Annotated in this window: 15 protein-coding genes; 8 read left to right on the top strand and 7 right to left on the bottom strand. The window is 57.6% G+C overall.

Going from position 1 to position 19,129, the window contains the following annotated elements; translation table 11 throughout:
- The first annotated feature begins 286 nt into the window (after positions 1 to 286).
- The 4 genes from J2X71_RS06035 to J2X71_RS06020 are packed head-to-tail and all read left to right on the top strand — an operon-like array spanning position 287 to position 3,603.
- The gene (locus J2X71_RS06035) at positions 287 to 772 is read left to right on the top strand and encodes a DUF305 domain-containing protein (protein WP_310380005.1); all 486 of its coding nucleotides are present in this window, start codon (positions 287 to 289) and stop codon (positions 770 to 772) included.
- Positions 773 to 784: 12 nt separating this feature from the next.
- Positions 785 to 2,242 carry a YncE family protein gene (locus J2X71_RS06030; RefSeq protein ID WP_310380003.1) on the top strand — a complete coding sequence of 486 codons (1,458 nt, stop codon included), beginning with the start codon at positions 785 to 787 and terminating at the stop codon, positions 2,240 to 2,242.
- Between the two features lie 60 nt (positions 2,243 to 2,302).
- Positions 2,303 to 2,830 (top strand): RNA polymerase sigma factor, encoded by a 528-nt coding sequence (locus J2X71_RS06025; protein WP_310380001.1) that lies wholly within the window; start codon positions 2,303 to 2,305, stop codon positions 2,828 to 2,830.
- Positions 2,827 to 3,603: an anti-sigma factor gene (locus J2X71_RS06020; protein ID WP_310380000.1), complete on the top strand. Its 777-nt coding sequence runs from the start codon at positions 2,827 to 2,829 to the stop codon at positions 3,601 to 3,603. Before J2X71_RS06025 ends, J2X71_RS06020 begins: the two co-directional genes overlap by 4 nt.
- Before the next feature lie 75 nt (positions 3,604 to 3,678).
- Here the strand turns inward: J2X71_RS06020 and J2X71_RS06015 are convergent, their stop codons facing one another.
- From J2X71_RS06015 to J2X71_RS05990, 6 genes are all read right to left on the bottom strand, one after another.
- Entirely contained in the window at positions 3,679 to 5,325 is a 1,647-nt protein-coding gene (locus J2X71_RS06015; protein ID WP_310379997.1) for a GNAT family N-acetyltransferase, read from the bottom strand.
- A gap of 137 nt (positions 5,326 to 5,462) precedes the next feature.
- Complete coding sequence (locus tag J2X71_RS06010) at positions 5,463 to 5,951, bottom strand: hypothetical protein (protein WP_037100325.1); 489 nt, start codon at positions 5,949 to 5,951, stop codon at positions 5,463 to 5,465.
- 80 nt (positions 5,952 to 6,031) lie between these two features.
- A complete protein-coding gene (locus J2X71_RS06005) occupies positions 6,032 to 7,381 on the bottom strand; it encodes an HlyD family type I secretion periplasmic adaptor subunit (RefSeq protein WP_310379994.1) in 1,350 nt (449 codons plus the stop codon).
- A 5-nt stretch (positions 7,382 to 7,386) separates the two neighbouring features.
- On the bottom strand, positions 7,387 to 9,657 hold the full coding sequence (locus J2X71_RS06000; protein ID WP_310379992.1) for a type I secretion system permease/ATPase: 2,271 nt from the start codon (positions 9,655 to 9,657) through the stop codon (positions 7,387 to 7,389).
- A gap of 25 nt (positions 9,658 to 9,682) precedes the next feature.
- Entirely contained in the window at positions 9,683 to 11,734 is a 2,052-nt protein-coding gene (locus J2X71_RS05995; RefSeq protein ID WP_310379990.1) for a hypothetical protein, read from the bottom strand.
- Between the two features lie 136 nt (positions 11,735 to 11,870).
- Positions 11,871 to 12,881, bottom strand: a complete 1,011-nt coding sequence (locus tag J2X71_RS05990; protein WP_113320450.1) for a fibrinogen-binding protein — start codon at positions 12,879 to 12,881, stop codon at positions 11,871 to 11,873.
- Between the two features lie 872 nt (positions 12,882 to 13,753).
- Between J2X71_RS05990 and J2X71_RS05985 the strand changes: the two genes are divergently transcribed.
- On the top strand, positions 13,754 to 14,536 hold the full coding sequence (locus tag J2X71_RS05985; RefSeq protein ID WP_113320451.1) for a response regulator transcription factor: 783 nt from the start codon (positions 13,754 to 13,756) through the stop codon (positions 14,534 to 14,536).
- A 4-nt stretch (positions 14,537 to 14,540) separates the two neighbouring features.
- On the opposite strand, the gene J2X71_RS05980 is transcribed toward J2X71_RS05985, so the two are convergent.
- A complete protein-coding gene (locus tag J2X71_RS05980) occupies positions 14,541 to 14,861 on the bottom strand; it encodes a hypothetical protein (RefSeq protein ID WP_113320452.1) in 321 nt (106 codons plus the stop codon).
- Positions 14,862 to 15,237: 376 nt separating this feature from the next.
- Here J2X71_RS05980 and J2X71_RS05975 point away from each other — a divergent pair, with 376 nt between their 5' ends.
- The 3 genes from J2X71_RS05975 to J2X71_RS05965 are packed head-to-tail and all read left to right on the top strand — an operon-like array spanning position 15,238 to position 19,119.
- Positions 15,238 to 16,257 (top strand): SDR family oxidoreductase, encoded by a 1,020-nt coding sequence (locus tag J2X71_RS05975; RefSeq protein ID WP_310379986.1) that lies wholly within the window; start codon positions 15,238 to 15,240, stop codon positions 16,255 to 16,257.
- A 1-nt stretch (position 16,258) separates the two neighbouring features.
- On the top strand, positions 16,259 to 17,242 hold the full coding sequence (gene galE / locus J2X71_RS05970) for a UDP-glucose 4-epimerase GalE (protein ID WP_113320454.1): 984 nt from the start codon (positions 16,259 to 16,261) through the stop codon (positions 17,240 to 17,242).
- A complete protein-coding gene (locus J2X71_RS05965) occupies positions 17,239 to 19,119 on the top strand; it encodes a glycosyltransferase family 2 protein (RefSeq protein WP_310379984.1) in 1,881 nt (626 codons plus the stop codon). The genes galE and J2X71_RS05965 overlap by 4 nt, the downstream gene beginning before the upstream one ends.
- Positions 19,120 to 19,129 lie beyond the last annotated feature (10 nt).

Here is a 19,129-nt window from a genome sequence, read left to right as displayed (position 1 = left end):
TCGCTAGCGATGCTCGCTCCTCGTTCCCCAATGCTCATCATAACCGCATGGGTGCGAAACCCGAACAGGGCAAAAAGCCTGCAAACGAAACCAATTAAACAAGCCCGCCGCAAAGCGGGCTTTTTTTATTGGCGCGAGAAGCGGCTACGCCCATCGTCTTCAGCCACCGCAGCCCGCCACAATGCCAAAATTTATCTCATCCTCGCAAAAACCACAGCTAGCCGGAATAAATCGGCAGCTCCGTTGTCAACGCTCATGAAACCGCTCTGCAAAACAAGGAGCCCGCATGAACGTCTTTCCCCGAAAAAGTTCCCTTCCGCTAGCGGTATCGATCTTGGTGGTCCTGTCCGTTTCGGCGTTTGCGGACGATCCAGCATCGCATGAACACACCACCTCCGCGGTTACTGACGAGACGCCGTTCCTGAAGGAAAACGATGCAGCCATGGCGAAGATGATGAGCGACATGGCGGTCAAGCCGACAGGCGACGTTAGCAGGGATTTTGTCGAGATGATGATCCCTCATCATCAAGGCGCGATCGATATGGCGCAGGCCTATCTGCGCTATGGCAGCAATGAGCAGCTCAAACGCATTGCCCAGGAAATCATCGTCGATCAACAGCAGGAAATCGCCGCGATGCGGCTGGCTCTCGGCGATCCTCTTCCGCCTTCGGAGCCAGCACCGACACAAGTTTCCCCGCAAAACTCCCTCTCTTCCGGCGCCGGCATGTCGATGATGCCGGCCATGGATCCGAACATGAAAATGGGCAATTGAAAGGACCCCGTCATGAAATCTAGCCTTCTCGCCCTCAGCCTGCTTGCCGGCACGATGCTGGCGCCCTTAACAAGTTTCGCCGGCCAGGCGCCGGGTGCGGCCTCTGATCCTGACATCCCGATCAGTAGCAAGGATCGCGTCTACGCGGCCGAACAATTCTCCAACACGGTTTCGGTCACCGATCCATCCACTAACAAATTGCTCGGCGTCATCCGTCTCGGCGATCCGCAACCGGGCAATCTCAGCCCGCTCTATCGTGGGCAGGTCCTGGTCCACGGCATGGGCTATTCGCCCGACCACCAGACATTGGCTGTCGTTTCGATCGGCTCGAATTCGGTGACGTTCATCGACACAGCAACCAATGCCGTAAAGCACACCACATATGTGGGCCGTTCGCCGCACGAGGCATTCTTTACGCCTGATGGTAACGAAGTCTGGGTCACCGTTCGCGGAGAGGATTATATCTCCGTCATCGATGCGCATACCTATGAGGAGAAGCTGCAGATCAAGGTGCCGGCCGGCCCAGGCATGCAGATCTTCTCGCCGGATGGCAAATACGGCTATATATGCTCCTCGTTCAATCCCGAGACCGTTGTCGTTTCCGTCGCCGATCACCAGATCGTCGGCCACATCAAGCAGGAAAGCCCCTTCTGCCCCAACATTGCCGCGGCGCCTGATGGCAAGCAGGTCTGGTTTACGCTGAAGGATATCGGCAAGACGCAGGTCTTCGACGCTGAAGCCCCCTTTGATCTCATCAGGACGATCGATACCGGGCCAATCACCAATCACGTCAACATCGTTCACAACGCCAACGGCGAATTTGCCTATATCTCCGTTGGTGGCCTTAACGAGGTGAAGGTCTATCGCACGGATAATTTCGAACAGGTCGCGACAATTCCCGTCGGCAATCTTCCGCACGGCGTCTGGCCATCAGGCGATGGCACGCGCGTTTATGTGGGTCTCGAAAACGCCGATGCGCTGGCAGCGATCGATACACTGACAAACAAGGTGATCGCTACGATACCGATCGGCCAGGCACCGCAGGCCGTCAACTATGTCCCCGATGCAGTCCCTGAGGGCGACGGCACGCAGAACCTCCAACCGCTCGGCGTCGCTGGCCAGGTGGCGCATCTTGTCCTGCGCGCGCCGAAGGCGAAGCAGGATGGCGTTGCACCGACGAGTGTCTCCCTTTTCGATCAGGGTTTGTCACAGGTGCTGCAGGCTTCCGTGACGGGGCTGGAGCCCAAGAAGCCTTACATTCTTGCACTCTCCATGCGAGCTGACGGGACTGGCGATCTCCAGCCTCTGGTGTCATTCATGACAAACCCGGCTGGTTCGGCGATCGTCAATGCCGTCGGCCCTATAAGGCAGATCGTCCAGACCAGAGAGAAGGCCGAGCGCCGCTATCTCGTCATTACCGCGGCGGGAGATAAAGGGTCTGGCGAAGTCGTCCAGATCGAAGCGAAGTAAATCTCTTCCGCCCGCCGCCTGTGATAGGGTGGCGGGCGAAAGCTCCTGAAGGTAAGCCTCATGAGTGACATTCTGCAGCTTGTCGAGCCGATGATCCCGGCACTCCGCCGCTACGCTCGTGGATTGTTGAAAGATGCAACGGCGGCCGACGATCTCGTTCAGGATTGCCTGGAGCGGGTTATTGCCCATTGGCATCATCGCCGAAACGACGATCCGCGCACCTGGATTTTCGCTATCCTTCACAATCTCGCGGTCAACCGGTTGAAACAGACCGCACGCCGTGGCGAACATCTGCCCTTTGAGAAGGTGGATGAAAGTGCCTTTGCCCGGCAACCGACACAGGAAGACAATCTGATGCGTCGCGATATCATTCAGGCGCTGGAGAAACTTCCGGAGGAGCAGCGCAGCGTCCTGCTGCTGGTATCGGTCGAGGATCTGTCCTATTCGCAGACAGCGGAAGTCCTGGCTATCCCGATCGGCACCGTCATGTCGCGCCTGTCGCGGGCGCGTGAGCGGCTACGGCAGATATTGGAGAACTCGGGGCAGACAACACAGGGGCCAGCCGCCCATCTTCGGAGAGTAAAATGAGCGTAAAACCGATCACCGAGGATGATCTTCATGGTTTTGTGGACGGTGAGCTGGATGAGGCGCGTGAAGCCGAGGTTTCCGTCTATCTTGAAACCCATCCCGAAATCGCCGCGCGAATCGACAGCTACGGCAGGCAGCGGCTCGATTTGCGGGCTGCGCTCAACTCTGTCGCGGAAGAACCAATCCCGAGCCGACTGAACCTGAACCACCTGCTGGAGGTGCCCAAGCAAGGCCGGTTGCCCTTCTGGCGTATGGCGGCCGCCGCAGTCGTTCTCCTCGTCGCCGGCGGCTCCGGTGGCTGGATGCTGCATGGCATGTACCGGCAGCCAAGCGAGGGCATGGTAGCGCTGGCTGATGAAGCTGCCAACAGCTTCGCCACTTACGCGCCCGACAGGGTGAGGCCGGTCGAGCTCCGTGCCGACGATATGGCCGAGCTCGTCGACTGGGCGACGGAACGCATGGGCCGCAAGCCGATGCTGCCGGATCTTTCCAAGTCGGGCTATCGTCTGATGGGTGGCAGGATGATCTCGACGTCGCATGGCGCCGGATTGATGCTGATGTATGATGATGATCGGGGAACGCGTCTCGTCATGCTGACGCGGCCAATGCTCGCCGATCAGAACAAACCCATGGCGCCGCATGCGCAGGGCAATGTTGAGGGCTGGAGCTGGGCGTCCGGCGGCATGGGGTACAGCCTCGTCGGTGCCCTGCCAGCCGATACCTTGCATCCTCTCGCCGATGATATCAGGCACCAGACCGAAACCGGGGCCTGAGTTCCGTCAAACCTAGAGCAGGTCGCGCGAAATTGTGCAGCGGTTTTGCGGTAATCACATGGGAAAACAAAGACTTTAGTGCATGCGCGGGCGGCGTTTCTCGCCGCCGCGCTTTCCCGGCAATCCCATCATGCCTTCAGGAATCTGTTCGTCGGCTGCCAATGCCGCATTGTGCTGGCGTAGACGCTCGAGCGCCACGGAAGCAAGCTCGGTATAGGGAATGGCAGCCGGATCGTCGGTATGGATATCCTGGATCGCCGCGAGGACTGTCTCGGCTTGGGTGAGACGGCGTGTTGCGATGAGGGCCACACCTTCCTTGTAGCGGGCCTGCACCACATGGGGCGCCTGCTCGCCGATGCGATGGAAAGTTACGGCTGCATCCTCATAGAGTTTCAGCGCCAGTTGCGTATCTCCAAGGCGAAGTGCAATTGGCAGCGGTTCGGCGGTGCGCTCCAGCAGCGACTGATAGGCGGCAAGGGCTTCGGTCAGCTTTCCCCGATCGAAGAGCAGGTTGGCAAGGCCAAATTCGGCACCGACATGGCCCGGCGAGGATTGCAGAACCTGGGTGAAGACGATCTCGGCTTTTCCCTTCTCACCCTTTCGATACATTTCGAGCGCTTGTTCGTAGACATATTTGACGCTGCGTGGATGCAGAACGCCGCCGAGATTGCGTCCGTCGCGGGTCCTGAAGAGCGTATAGCTGATCCGCCGCTCGTCAGCGCAGAAGACATATTTGTAAGATTCGTTTCCACGCAGGAAATCATAAAACCGGAAGCCGTCTTCGATCGCCCGGCGGATGCAGTATCCATGCAGAACCAGACCGGGAGACGGAGTTTTCCAGTTCTCGTCACGACCGGTGATATAGAAAAGGATCGTCTTTTTTGGGTGGTCGATGATATTGGCGAGGGCGCCGAGCGGCTGCTCGCCGAACCAGAAGACCGGGACGTCGAGCGTGCCGCTCTTGAAGCAGTCCATCAGCATTTCACGCGTTGAATTGATGAGCCGCTCCGTCCGCTCCGGTCCTTTGCGCTCCGTCCATCGCGTGCGCCAGAAATCGAAAAGAATAGTGAGGTCGCGGTCAATGGTCTCGGGCGTTGCCATCGTGATTCGGTAGCCTTCGTCGCCATCGAGCTTGCGCAGGAAGCGGCGCAGCTTCTGGCGCGTCTGACTGCTCAAAGTCTGCTCCAGATAGTCGTCCCAGCTTGCCGGCAACGAGACGACCGGGCAGATCGTATTGTCGATATTATCATGGCTGGTGGGCACGTTGTCACGGAACATGACAAGCGGCCCCTGCAGCGCCAGGATCATCTTCTCCCGCCGTTCCGGCGGCCCGCTGAAATGCTCCAGCCTGAGATGCGTCCAGTTCTGCTGTTTGAGATAAGCAGCAAAACCGGCGATGGCTTTTTGCTCGTAACCGGGCATGACGATGAGGCCGGTATAGTCAGCCGAATAATTCCCGCCCATGACGATTTCATCGTAGAAAAGCCCGCACTGCTCATCAAGTTTCGTGAGCAATCTCAGCGGCAAAAAGGCGACATAGGGAGCATTCGGCTCCCGCTCGCGCAGCGCCAGCACGAACCATCGGCCGCGGTGCCCAAGAAAGTCTCTGAGCCATGTCCAGGAGAGGAAATGTTGGGCGTCTGGATCATCCCGATAGACCTGATCCCAATTGTCGCGAACGGCGTCAAAACCGGCGATGGTATCAATGACATCGATGCGCATGCCCCCCTCCCAATACTCCATACCTAATTCGGGAAATTCCAGTCTAATGGGAAACATCGATCTTCAAATAAACCGTCCGGGTGATTCCTTGAGACGAAATCGGATTAGCCCAACGCAGCCATTCTCGGCCTGCAATACTAGAGCGCGACAATCCGTGGACTTGCATGGATGAAAGCCCAGAGCGCCTTGCTGATATTGACGATCTCGCCAATCGATTTTTCCAGAAGCTCCAATTCCCGGTCATCCATCTGTTCGATCTTTCCGTAGCGAATTTCCTTGTCGTCCTCGACCAGGCGCATGAGTTGCGTGCTGGAGATTTCACCCTTCTCGTCGAAGGAATAGATGCAGTGATTGTATTTGTTGCGCATCTTCGATTCCTTCTTCAGGCGCGACATGGCTGAAAGAACGGCTTTGCGGTCCGCAGCCGGCGTCGAAGGAAGCTTCGCGAGACGCTCGACGAGATCTATGCGCGCGCGTGTCGTATTAAGCGTCAGGAAGACAACGATCGCCGCCTCCTTCTCCACCTTGAGAAGATGGGCGATAATATAGATCAGCAGGCTTTCTGTATTCGTCCAGACATAGTTTAACCGGCCAACATTCAACAAGACATCTGACATGGCCGGCATGCTGAACTCCCTCGGCTCAACGCTGATAATACATGGACTATATCAGATCATTTCGTTGAACGCTTCGGCCATTTCTGCGCTTAGCGCTCCTTGAAGGCGCGTGACATGCTGTCGGCGATCGGTTTGCTCAGATATTCGAAGAAGGTGCGCTCCGAACTCTGGATCAGCACTTCAGCAGGCATGCCGGGAACTGGATGGAAGTTGTGAACGCGGGCAATTTCCGAGTCCGGGATCTGTACGCGCACGATGTACACATCCTTCACGGATAGGCCGGCATTTTCCTCAATGGAGTCGGCCGAAACATAGAAGACCTTGCCTTCCAGAACCGGCGTGGTGCGCCTGTTGAGGGCGGTCAGGCGGATTGCCGCCGTCTGCCCTTCGTGAAGCTGATCGATGGAGGTACGCAATACCTGCGCCTCCAGGATCAGCGGCACGTGGGCCGGCAGGATTTCCATGATCGGTTTTCCGGTGGTGATGACGCCGCCGGCGGTGTGGTAGTAGGAGCGCACAACGGTACCAGTCACCGGCGAACGGATGACCGTACGCTCCAGAACGCCAGCAGCTTCGTGCAGCTGTTGACGCACGCTGTCGAGGTCGGATTCGGCGGTCTCCAGCGCATCAAGCGCTGCCTGCTTGTTGGAGTTGACGGCGATGACCGCTTCCTGACGGAATTTTGCGATTTCCGCCTCGCTCTCGTTGAGTTCTCCGTTCAGGCGCGAAATATCGCCCATCGCATCGGCAATGGCGCGCTCGATGGCCAGAAGGTCGGTCTTGCGCATATAGCCGACCTTGACGAGCCGTTCCTTGGAGTCCCGCTCATCCGAGAGCAGCGCCAGTTGCCGTTCGAAGGACTCGCGCTGGCCTTTGTAGCCTTCGAAGCGGTATTCCAGCGACTTGATGTTCTTCTCGATAAGGTTGAGCTGCTCCTCGAGTTTGACCTGCTTGCTGCGGAAGACGATGTTCTGGCTCTGGATGATGGCGTTGATATCGGGGTCACTCGCCTCTGCCATGACGATGTCAGGAAGCTTGAACTCACGCGATCCCTGTGCTTCGGCCCTCAGACGTCCAACGACTGCTTCCAGACGCAGCCGCCTCAGCGTCAGCATCCGCTCGTTGGTCAACGCGGCTGTTTGGTCGAGCGTCACCAGGACGTCGCCCTCCTTGACGCTTTCGCCTTCGCTGACGAGCATTTCCTTGATGATGCCGCCTTCAAGGTGCTGGACGACCTTGTTGTTGCCGGTTGCCACGAAGCTGCCCTGGGCGATGATGGCGGAGGCAAGTGGCGCGGTTGCCCCCCAGTATCCGAAACCGCCGAACGAGCAGAAGAGGACCGCCAGGCCGACAAAGCTGTGCAAACGGATGGAGCGTGGCACGTCGCCATACCATTCGAGCTGCACCGGGCCGCTGGATTCCTGCTTTTTCTTTCCCATGGCCTTCATCCTTCGATACGCGGTGACTGTTGGCCAGTTCGGCCATTGCCCTTGGATATTGCCTGCAGGACTTCCATTCGCTCGCCGAACATGGCGACCGTGCCGTCCTTGAGCACCATGATCTTGTCTACGCACTGCAGAAGTGCCGGGCGTTGCGTGATCGTAACTGTCGTGATGCCCTGTTTCTTGGCGTGGATCAGTGCTTTTGCGAGCGCGGCTTCGCCCTGGGTGTCGAGATTGGAATTGGGCTCGTCGAGCACGACGAATTTGGGATTGCCGAAGAAGGCGCGCGCCAGTGCGATGCGCTGCTTCTGGCCACCCGAAAGCGGCGCGCCATCGGACGCGACGACGGTCTCATAACCCTGTGGGAAACTGGCGATCAGCTCATGCACGTCGGCAAGGACGGCGGCCTCATAGATCTGCCGGTCTTCGACGTCATCGCGCATGCGGCAGATATTGGCCTTGATGGTGCCCGGGAAGAGCTGCACATCCTGCGGCAGATAGCCGATGCTTTCGCCGAACTGCCGCTGGTCCCAATTGCGCAGATCCATGAGGTCGAGGCGCACATTGCCGGAGGTCGGCAGGATCGAGCCCACCAGCATCTTGCCGAGCGTCGTCTTGCCGGAACCGGAATTGCCGATGATCCCCAGCGATTCACCCTTCCTCAACGAGAAGGAGATGCCGTTCAGGATCACCTTCTTCTGCGGCGGCGGAACGAAGAGGATCCGCTCCACATCGAGCCTGCCTTCCGGATTGGGAAGGCGCAGCCGCGGAAAGTTGAGCGGCGAGGTCAGCAGCAGGTTTTTGATGCGGCCATAGGCTGCGGCCGATCGGTTGAACTGATGCCAGCCTTCGATTGCTCCTTCAATCGGCGCCAGCGCACGGCCGGAAATGATTGAGGCTGCGATGACCATGCCGCCCGTCAGCTCTCCTGACAGCGACAGATGCGCGCCCCAGCCGAGAAGCCCGACCTGCGTGATCATGCGGCAGGCCTTGGAAATGCCGGTGAAGATGATGTTGCGGTCCTGCGCCTGGACGTGGGATTTCAGCGAGCCGGCGGTTTCGCGGCCCCACATCTTCACTGCTTCGGGGATCATCGCGAGCGCGTTGATGATCTGCGAATTCCGCGACATGGAATCGAGATGGAAATTCGCGCGGCTGAGATAGCTGTTGGATTCGGCGAACTGTTTGGCCGTGAACTTCTGGTTCAGGAAAGCGATCACAAACAGCACCGCGCAGCAGACCATGATGATGATGCCGAGATGCGGATGCACCAGGTAGACGACGATCACGAAGAGCGGCATCAGCGGCGCGTCGAGGAAAGCAATCAGCGTTCCTGAAGTCAAAAAGCTGCGGAGAGATTGAAGGTCCTGCAGGATCTGGTAATCCTTGCCGCTTCCATGCAGCGAGGCGCGAGCGGCGGCACTGAGGATCGGCGCGCCCAGCTGGACTTCCAGTTCCACGGCAGTCCGCATCAGGATGAAGCGCCGGACAGAATCCAGGAAGGCCTGTAAGAGGACGGCGCCCACCACCACGATGGAAAGCATCACCAACGTGTCGATGGAGCGACTGGTCAGGACACGGTCGGAAATCTGGAAGAGGTAGAGCGGGATCGCCAGCAGGAGTACGTTGATCGCGATCGTGAAGACCATCACGATCGCGAGATTGCGCCTGATAACCGTGATGCCTCGCGCAAGGCTCAAAGCGAAATTCACCGGCTCGCTGCGCTTGTGGAAGCCGCTGTTTCCGCCGCCGCCCCCGCCGCCCCCGCCGCCGAAATCCGGTTCCTTGCCGCCCCCGCCGCCGTCGCCTGTGCGCAGGCGGCGCTCATTTTCCTTCACCGGACCGGTGTCGCCATCGATCGTCTTGGCAAAGGGAATATCCGGCTTGGCCTTGAGCTCGTCGGTTTCACCGGGCATCCGCCGGGCCTCGATGACGGGCGCCGCCATCAGTTCTTCAGCCGGCTGCGGCTTTGTTTCCGGCTCCACGACATTGACGACGGGTATGTCATGGCCGGAAAGCTGCCTTGTAGGTTGTTCGGTCGGCATCACGGTTTGCACGTCATCCACCTTCTCTTCAGCGACAGCCTCGACTTCATGGGGATAGGAAGACACTTTGCGCGTCAGCTGGCGAAGATGGTCCACCGCATCGTCGATCGCCGAAACGCAGGTCTCCGTCAGAAAATCCTGAGGATTTGCCGCCGTAGAGGACGGCTTTTCGCCACGCAGATCAAGCGCGCTGCTATTTGCAAAAATCTGTTTTGAAATCTGATTCATCGCGGTCTCTCCCAAGATACGCAGGTCACGCGACCACGGCTTGCATTACATCTGAGGGGTGAGCGGAGGACCATGAAAGATCATGCCCGCCGTTGATGATGCCGTCGCCGCTGTCCGCGCCTTGGGGGGCATCGTCATCGAGAAAGGCGATGACTTCATTGGCAAGCTTTTCGCCCGCCGTCTCGGGCTGGGTGGTGTCGTGTTCTATGATACCACCCTGGATGAGAATGGCGTCGGAATAGAGCTGACCGGCAACATAGGTGGTGTTGCCGAAGCTGTCGTAGTCGACGATTTCAGCGATATTGGCGACGGTATTGCTGCCTGTATCGATCGTGATCACGGCGTCCTGGTTGTTCTTCAGAAGCTCGGCTGCAGCCTGGGTCACGTCGTCGGAATCTCCGAGCACCGCGACCTGCTTGATGATCGTCATGTCGTAGAGATTGCCTGTGATGTAGAGAACATTCACGCCGACATAGCCCTGGAAATTGGAATCGGTGGACAAGCCCTCGGGCATTGTCGGATCGCGCTCCTGGATCCCCTTCTCTGCCTCGTGCATATAGTCGGGCATGGTCTCGAAGCGGTCGTTGGTTCCAACATTGTGGATCGCCGCAAGATTCCAGATGAGATTGTTGCCGGACTGGATGGTGGCACCGCCGTCTACACCGTCTTCGGCGCGCGCCCAGTCGTTGTCGTAGAGAAGCGAAATCTGCGTGATGCTGTTGATATCGTAGACATTTCCGCCGACGATCACCAGATCGTACTGCAGGCCCATTTGGAAGAAGGACGAGAAATTCAGCGTCGTATTTCCGCCCGTCAGAACCGTCGCTTCCGACCCACTCGTCGTGACGGTTATGGTGTCGTTGTCGGTCACGAAATGATACTGTTCGATCCAGCTCACGAAGGAGACGTCGCCCTCGATGACGCTGACACGCCAGGCCATCGGAAAGATGGGGTCGCCATGTACATCCACCGTTGTCTGCGGCTGTGTTGACTGGAACGTGTCCCGTTCGAAGCTTGCAATATTGTAGGCGGTGACGCCGGTTGCATCGGCTGAGGAATGGAAGACCGAGGCGATGCTGTCATTGTCGCTGTAGACATAGACCTGGGTGATCGCATCGACCTGGTGATAGTCGCCCATGACAGCCGTCACGGAAGAGATCACTGCGGTATTGACGACGGAGGCAATGTTGGCGACGAGGTTTGCGCCCGCAGTGACCTCCAGGCTGTTTCCAGCCGGGTCATGCTGTTCGACGGATGTCTGGGTTTCGTCCGGTTCCTCAGGCAGTTTGGCGAGCCCCCGGTCCGGCAGCAGGTCGTCGAGCGCCGGAATTCCGGAAACGTGCTTGCCGTTCATATAAGGTCCGGTGATCTCGTCACCCGCCAGCACGAAATCATGTGCCTGATCGTTTGGATTGTCTGCCGGCGGCTCGCCCGTTCCGATCGATGTCTGGCCGGAATCCCTTACTCCCTGGATGTAGGTTTCCATATCCCCGGCGATCTGCTTAACCCCCTCCAGGGTGTCGGTCCGATGCAGGTCGGAAAAGGGAGAGAAAATCTCGGCCTTGGCGCTGAATTCAGCCAGTTTCTCAACGACGAAACTCGTATCGCGCGGGGCATGATTGCCACCAGTCATATCGAGATAATCGTCGTCGTAGAGAATGTTGACCTGTGTCGTGAAGCGGATCACCGAGCCGGGGCCGTCGAAAACCTGCAGCTCTTCTTCGGTTTCGATATCGATGTCCTGTGGGCTGCCGAACCGGGGCAGCGACGACACATCGCGGTGGGCAATCTCGGAGAGCTTTTCGATGCTTTCCTCAAAGGGGCGGCCGAAGCGGCGTGCGCCCCCATAAGCGATCTCATAGCTGACGCTTCTGTAGTTGACATCAGGATCGTAGTCCTGGAGCGCGAGATCGGAGGCGAAGGTGGGCGTATTGGCGACCAGATCGTCAAGCGCCGGATTATTTTCGGCAGGGCCTGTACCCTCCGTCAGCCCCGCACGCAGCCTCATCTCATCGGTCGTCGTTTCGAATATGCCGATGAAATGGGCGATGATTTCTGAGAATTTCTCGATTTGCATTGCCTTGGCCTCCCTTATCGAAGAGACGACCGGCCATGCGACATCCTTCTGAGGGAGCCGCGCTGTTCGTCAATTCGCACGCAAGCATTCAAACTGCACCGGCCGAAGCCGGTGCAGCCCTTTCTTGTCTTGGAGGTTAGTGCCCACTTGTATCTTCGCCGACATCGGAAGCATGTGAGTTGCCGCCGATGACACTGGAGTCCACAGCGTTGCTGAGCATGTTCGCGCCCTGAACGAGCTCCATATGGAAGCCCGAATTGGCAAGAATTGCCGAAGCATCTGCCGTCGAAGTGCCTGTGACGTCGTCACCTGCCTTGAGATCCCAGCCCTTGCTGTCCATATCCATGCCGTCAGCACCGTGCGCTGTGCCGGCATTCGCACTCAGGTGGTTCTGAGCGCCGCCGTTCTCCATCGTGATGTTCCAGGCCTGATCCTGGTCTGCGAGATGGTTTGCCTGGACAGTGCTGAAGACTGAGTCGGCGCCTTCGCCGGACAGTGAACCGTTGAGGATATTGTCGATATTGAGGGTGAAGGAGAAGTCATCCCCGATGTCGAAGGTGAGGTCGTGGCCGGCTACGCCGAGGTTCCCGAAGTCCTTGACATCATCAATGACGGCGAAGTCCGTGTCCGTCTTGTTGAAGCTGTCGCTGGTATTGTGGCTATTGGTGGTCGTCTTGGTATCGGTATCCGTAATCGTCTTGATGTCGGTGTCGATATCCGTGTCCGTCTTGGTGGTCGTGTCGTTATCGGTGATCGTCTTGATGTCAACGTCGTCGTCGCTGTACGACTTGGCGTCATAGCTCCAGTCGTAGTCCGACTTCGTGGTGGTCGTCGTGTCGTTATCGTTGATGGTGGTCGTCTTGGTGTTCGTGTCGTCGTCCGACTTGTAGCTCCAGTCGTAGTCGTTGTCGCGGTTGTCGCCGTTGTCGGTCTTCACATCGAGATCGACATTGGCCTTGACGTCAACGTCGGTGCTGTTGTCGGTGTTGTTGCGATTGTCACCATTGGCGATGCCGCCGACGTAACCTGTGGAATCATCATCGATTTCGGTTGAATTGATAGCGCTGGAAAGGCCATCGGCCAGGGCGCCCACCTTGACGGTGTCGTCGTCTGAGCCCTGCGGACCGGGCTTCGGATCATAAGGCATTACGTTTCCTCCAGAAAAAAACTGGAGCAGCTTTCGAAGTCCCTCTCATCTCAAATGGGATCTTTGCTCGCGCTTGCTCCAATGCGTTAACATCGGCAGATGGACTCGATACCTTTTCACCTGCAGCTTCATCGCGATTTGTTGGCCAAATTCTGTATTGGGATTGTGCCTATTCAGTACAAAGACGCACAAATCCGGTCCCGGACTCGATATGAGCGCGAGCAAGGCAGTCGAACTTCTTTTTGAGTTCCCTCGAAAGAAGACCAAGTATCAAAAACACATGCTGATACTTGATTTTCACGTCGCCACTTTGGCAACCGTTGCAGATTGATGGAAAAAAATGGGTCCCGATAGATATCAATTCGGGCTAAGGCATCTGAAGTCCGGTTCAATACTCCAGCTAAGCCAATACCGGATCGCGGGCTCGGAGAAGGCTGTGTGCGAATTCGGGACGGCGCCCCATACCTCGGAATCCGGAAGGTTCGACTGATTGCGGTATCGCGAAGTTAAGCTCGAAAGGTTCTCCGTCTTATTTTGAAATATCGTCTGCCCATTACCGCTTTGCTTTTGTATGTCTCGAACTAATACATGCTGCGTTATACCGTGATCTAGTTGAAATACCGCCCGCTAGTATGTTTCTTGTCGGAAATGCAACCATAAAGTGGCAAAAAATAAATATAACTTCGTGACAACTAACCCATTTGGGCCATTTCTTTCCTTTGAAATCCATATTACCATAATTAAGAAATGCCTAAAAGATAAGGCGGCCACATGCCTAGGGGCAATGTTCGTCGGCATGTAATACCCGCCATCGCGCCAATGGGAGTAGAAGCTCCTTGTTTGAGTATAGTGTAGCGCTAGGGGAGGCGTATATGTTCATGGTTGGGTCGGAAGTAGGAGATTCGGATCAGGCAAGAAGACTGGGTCCGAATGGAGAAACAGTCCTGGTAATCGCCAAGGCGGACTTGTTCTCCGAGTGCATGGTTGAGGCACTGGCAAAGAAATTCCCGAATTTTGATGTCGTAAGCGTATCGAGCGCGCAGTCCATATCCGAGAAGGATATTCACGACATGCGGCTTGTCCTGTTCTATCATGTCGCCGGCGCCGAGTTGCACGATGCGCTGCAGGTCGTTCGTGAAAACCGTCCGGACGCATCCATCGGCCTTGTCGTCGAAGCTATCGATATGATGGAGCCCTATATCAGCCGTCTTGTCGAGGCGCGTGTCGTCGATGGCGTCCTGCCGCTCAATCTGCGTCTGGATGTCTTCATGGCGGCAATCGATCTGCTGATGAAGGGCGGCGAACATTTTCCATCCGCGCTTCTGGGTCGTCTGTCCAACCGGGCAACGGCGCAGCTCGAGCCCTCGCTGTACCAGACGAAGTCCGTCGACGCAGCGCGCGCCAACGCGCTGAAGCTTCGCCGCAATAGCATGGCGGCTCTGACCACGCGCGAGGTACAGATTCTCGACCTCATCTGTAAGGGCACGCAGAACAAGATCATCGCCGACAAACTTCACCTGTCCGAAAACACGGTGAAGGTTCACGTCCGCAATATCTATAAGAAGATGAATGTGAGAAATCGCACTGAAGCGGCCTCACGTTTCTTCAACGATACGTCGGACAGTGGCGATCTCTCTGGCAGATGGCCGCACTAGGCCATCAATCCATCCGGGACGAGCGGGCAAAGCAGTGTGATTTCTGGCCGAAACCGCTCGGCGAACAGATGTAAGGCGCGGAACCGGGATAGACCGCGGCGCTCACTTTAGCCGAAGCGGTCTTCGGTTCGGCAGCATAGGCGAAGTCCTTCGCGGCATGTGGCACGCTTGCCACAACGACATTCTTCTCCGTGCTTCCCACGATCGCGGTATCGACGACCGCACATGAGATCGGTCCGATGGCCGAGAGAACGATCGTCGCAGCCAAAGCTAGAGAGCTGAAGCTGCATGGCGCTCTGCCATGCATGCGATCATGAGTCGTCATTAAAAAACCCTCTCTATCATCAGGGCAATAGCGACGCGCCCTCGCACACCAATGGCTGGCCACTCCTTATATTGGCTTCATTGACTGAAGCTGGAGCGGCCGGACAGAAAGCATGGCACCATAGTCATTGAGAGGGATTAATCAAGCAAATTCCGAAGTTTAATACTATAGCTATTTAGAATTGCTCCCGTGTTTTGAAGTTGACCTTCACTGATATCCTCTTATCATTTTGAGCATAGGTACAATTATCCGAAGAATAACCGAGTCGGTTATTTCATAGATACCACTTCGCGTTGAAGTTATCGAGGCGGATCAAGAGGGAGCCTAAAGTATAGAAGGGTCTATGAAGACCACACGACATGGGAAGGAATTTGTAGTGCGTAGTATTCCCACCGAAGGATATTCAGGATCTGCATTCGCATCGCCACGCCAGGAGTCAAAAACCGTGCTGGTCAACGGAGGCGCCGGTTTCCTGGGTTCCCATCTTTGCGAGCGACTTCTCGAGCGCGGCCATCAGGTCATCTGTCTCGACAATTTCTACACCGGCCGCCACGTCAATATCGAGCATCTGCTGCAGAATGCCCGTTTTCGGCTTTTGGAACATGACGTGCGCCAGCCCTATGACGTCGAGGCTTCCGTCATCTTCAACTTTGCTTCGCCAGCCTCGCCGCCGGACTATCAGCGTGATCCCGTCGGCACCTTGCTGACCAATGTGCTTGGAGCCGTCAATACGCTCGATGCAGCCCGCCGCAGCGGCGCAACGGTCGTCCAATCCTCGACTTCGGAAGTCTATGGGGATCCGCACGAGAATCCGCAGCGCGAAACCTATTTCGGCAATGTCAACCCGATCGGTCCGCGCGGCTGCTACGACGAGGGCAAGCGGTCAGCCGAAACCCTGTTCTTCGATTATCACCGCAAGTATGGCGTCGATATCAAGGTTGGCCGGATCTTCAATACCTATGGCCCGCGTATGCGCCTTGATGATGGACGCGTCGTATCCAATTTCATCGTCCAGGCGCTCTCCAACACCGACATAACGATCTACGGGGATGGCCGGCAGACCCGCTCCTTCTGCTATGTCGACGATCTCGTCGCTGGTTTCCTGCGTTTCGCCGATGCCGGCGAACACTGCGTCGGTCCGATCAATCTCGGCAATCCGGCGGAGATCACTGTGCGGGATCTGGCCGAAATCGTCCTTGATCTGACCAATTCGCGCTCGCGCATCATTTACCTGCCGGCCGTGGCAGACGATCCGCAGCAGCGCCGTCCGGATATTTCCAGAGCCAGAGAAGAGTTGAACTGGTGGCCGACGACGGAGCTGAAGACCGGGCTGAAGCGTACGATAGCCTATTTCGATGCGCTGCTTGCCCGCAAGGAAGTGGTGGAGGCCGTATGAGATGCCACGCTACATCCTGGTTACGGGTGGCGCCGGCTTCATCGGCAGCCACATCTGCAAGGCGCTTGCGCGTGCCGGAATGGTTCCGGTCACCTATGACAATCTTTCCACCGGACATATCGACAGCGTCCGGTGGGGCCCGCTGATCCAGGCGGATATCGCCGATGGCGCAAGGTTGCGGCATGTCATGGCCGAGTATTCGCCGGATTGTGTCATCCATTGCGGTGCCAACGCCTATGTCGGTGAATCCGTCGAAAAGCCGAGCATCTATTATCGCAACAATGTCATCGGCAGCCTGTCGCTGCTGGACGCCTGTCTCGATTGCGGTATCGACAGGATCGTCTTTTCCAGCAGCTGCGCGACCTACGGCATTCCCGAGATGCTGCCGATCGGCGAGAAAACGCCGCAACAGCCGGTCAATCCTTATGGCAGAACCAAACTGATCTTCGAAATGGCACTGGAGGATTATGCGGCCGCCTATGGTATCCGCTTCGCCGCACTCCGTTACTTCAACGCGGCCGGCGCCGATCCGGAAGGCCAGCTTGCCGAGCGGCACTATCCCGAAACCCATCTGATCCCGCGCGCTCTTCTCGCCGCAAGCGGCCGGATCGAGAGCCTCGACATTTTCGGCACCGATTATTCGACGGATGACGGCACCTGCGTCAGGGATTACATCCATGTCAGCGATCTTGCCCAGGCGCATCTCGCCGCCGTTCGTCACCTTCTGGTCGGCGGCAATTCCTTGAGCCTCAATCTGGGTTCCGGCCGTGGCACGTCGGTCGGCGAGATCCTTAATGCCGTCAAACGAAAGACCGGCCACAGGGTGCCGATCCGTTGTCAGCCGCGCCGCGCTGGCGATCCGCCTGTGCTTTTCGCCGATACGAAAAGGGCTCGCCTGGAGCTCGACTTCATGCCGACGCTTTCAGATATCGATACGATCATCCGCACGGCTGGCCCGACCTTCGGACTGGAGGTGATCGCATGAGCACCAGAGCCGAAATCGACCACGCACATCAGTCTTCTGCCGCCAAATCCGAGATGTTCGAGCCTGTCTTTACCGGCTGGAATCGAGCCGCCTATGGTCTTGGCATCGTCTGCTGGCTGGCAGCACTCGCTTACTTCTGGCTCTGGTGGGCTGAGCCCACTCATGTCGTTTCATGGCCGTCATTCCTGCTCGTCACCCTCATCCTTGCCTGGGTCACCCTGATACCGGCCTATTTCATCCTGATCTTTCTCGATGCGCGGCAGGTCAGATCATCCGCCGACCTGCCAAAGGGCCGCGTCGCGATGGTGGTCACCAAGGCACCGTCCGAACCTTTCGCCGTCGTGCGCAAGACGCTTCTTGCGATGCTCGATCAGAAGGGTGTCGAGTTCGATGTCTGGCTCGCCGATGAAGATCCGTCCGAGGAGACCAAGAGATGGTGCGGGCAGCATGGTGTCATGATCTCAACCCGCAAGGGCGTCAGCGAATATCACCGCCCCGTCTGGCCGCGCCGCACGCGCTGCAAGGAAGGCAATCTCGCCTATTTCTATGATCACTTCGGCTATGAACGCTATGATTTCGTCGCCCAGTTCGATGCCGATCATGTGCCGACGCCGACTTATCTTCGCGAGGTCCTGCGGCCCTTCGCCGATCCCGAAGTCGGCTATGTCTCGGCACCCAGCATCTGCGATGCCAATGCGGCCGAAAGCTGGGCCGCCCGCGGCAGGCTCTATGCCGAAGCGAGCCTGCATGGTTCGCTGCAGGCAGGATACAATAATGGCTGGGCGCCGCTCTGCATCGGCTCGCACTATGCCGTTCGCACGGCCGCCTTGAGGAAGATCGGCGGGCTCGGTCCCGAGCTTGCGGAAGATCATTCGACCACGCTGATGATGAATGCCGGCGGCTGGCGCGGGGTCCATGCGGTCAATGCCATCGCCCATGGCGACGGGCCGGCGACCTTTGCCGATCTGGTGGTGCAGGAATTCCAGTGGTCCCGCAGCCTAGTGACCATCCTCCTGCATCATTCTCGCCGGCATGTCGCCCGGCTGCCGCTGAAGTTGAAGTTCCAGTTCCTGTTTTCGCAGCTCTGGTATCCGTTGTTTTCGACTTTCATGGCAGTGATGTTCCTGCTGCCGGTCGCAGCCCTGCTCACCGGCCATGTCTTCGTCAACGTCACCTATCCGGCATTCCTGCTGCATTCTCTGCCGCTTTCGATCGTGCTGACGGTATTCGCCATCTTCTGGCGCGCATCAGGCACATTCAGGCCATACGATGCAAAGCTCTTTGGCTGGGAAGGGGTGGTTTTCATCCTGCTGCGCTGGCCTTGGTCGCTTGCCGGCACCCTCGCTGCCGCACGCGATCACGTGACCGGTTCCTTCGTGGATTTCCGCATCACTCCGAAGGGTGATCAAGGACAGCGCAAACTGCCGGCGCGGATAATGGCACCATACATCGCACTATTGGGCATTTGTGCTGCGGCCATGGCTTTTGCTGCCGATGGCGATGGTGCGCGTGGCTTCCAGATCTTCGCGGCGATCAACCTGTTGATTTATGTATCGCTCGTAATCCTGGTTGTCGTCCGTCACACAGTGGAGAACGGTCAGTCCCTTTTGCCGCAAGTATACGGCCTGCGGTTTACCGCCTCCGCCGGTCTCGTCGCCTGCCTGGTCGGCGGGGCGCAACTCGGCAACCACGGGCTAGCTGCCATGGAAGCGCTTTCGCACGGCCAGCCCTTCGTCACCTTTACCGAGTCGCAATTTGCTGTGGCGGGTGCAGGGCTCGGCGGAGGCAAGACCAGGATCGTGAAATTCCGTCTCAAATGGCACGGTTTTGAAGCCGGCCGTGAACGAAGGGATGGTGGGGAGAGCAGAAATGCGTGAGGAGGATAAA

The organism is Rhizobium sp. 1399, from assembly GCF_031455475.1.
Classification (GTDB): Bacteria; Pseudomonadota; Alphaproteobacteria; order Rhizobiales; family Rhizobiaceae; genus Rhizobium.
This window is presented reverse-complemented; position numbering and strand designations above follow the sequence as displayed.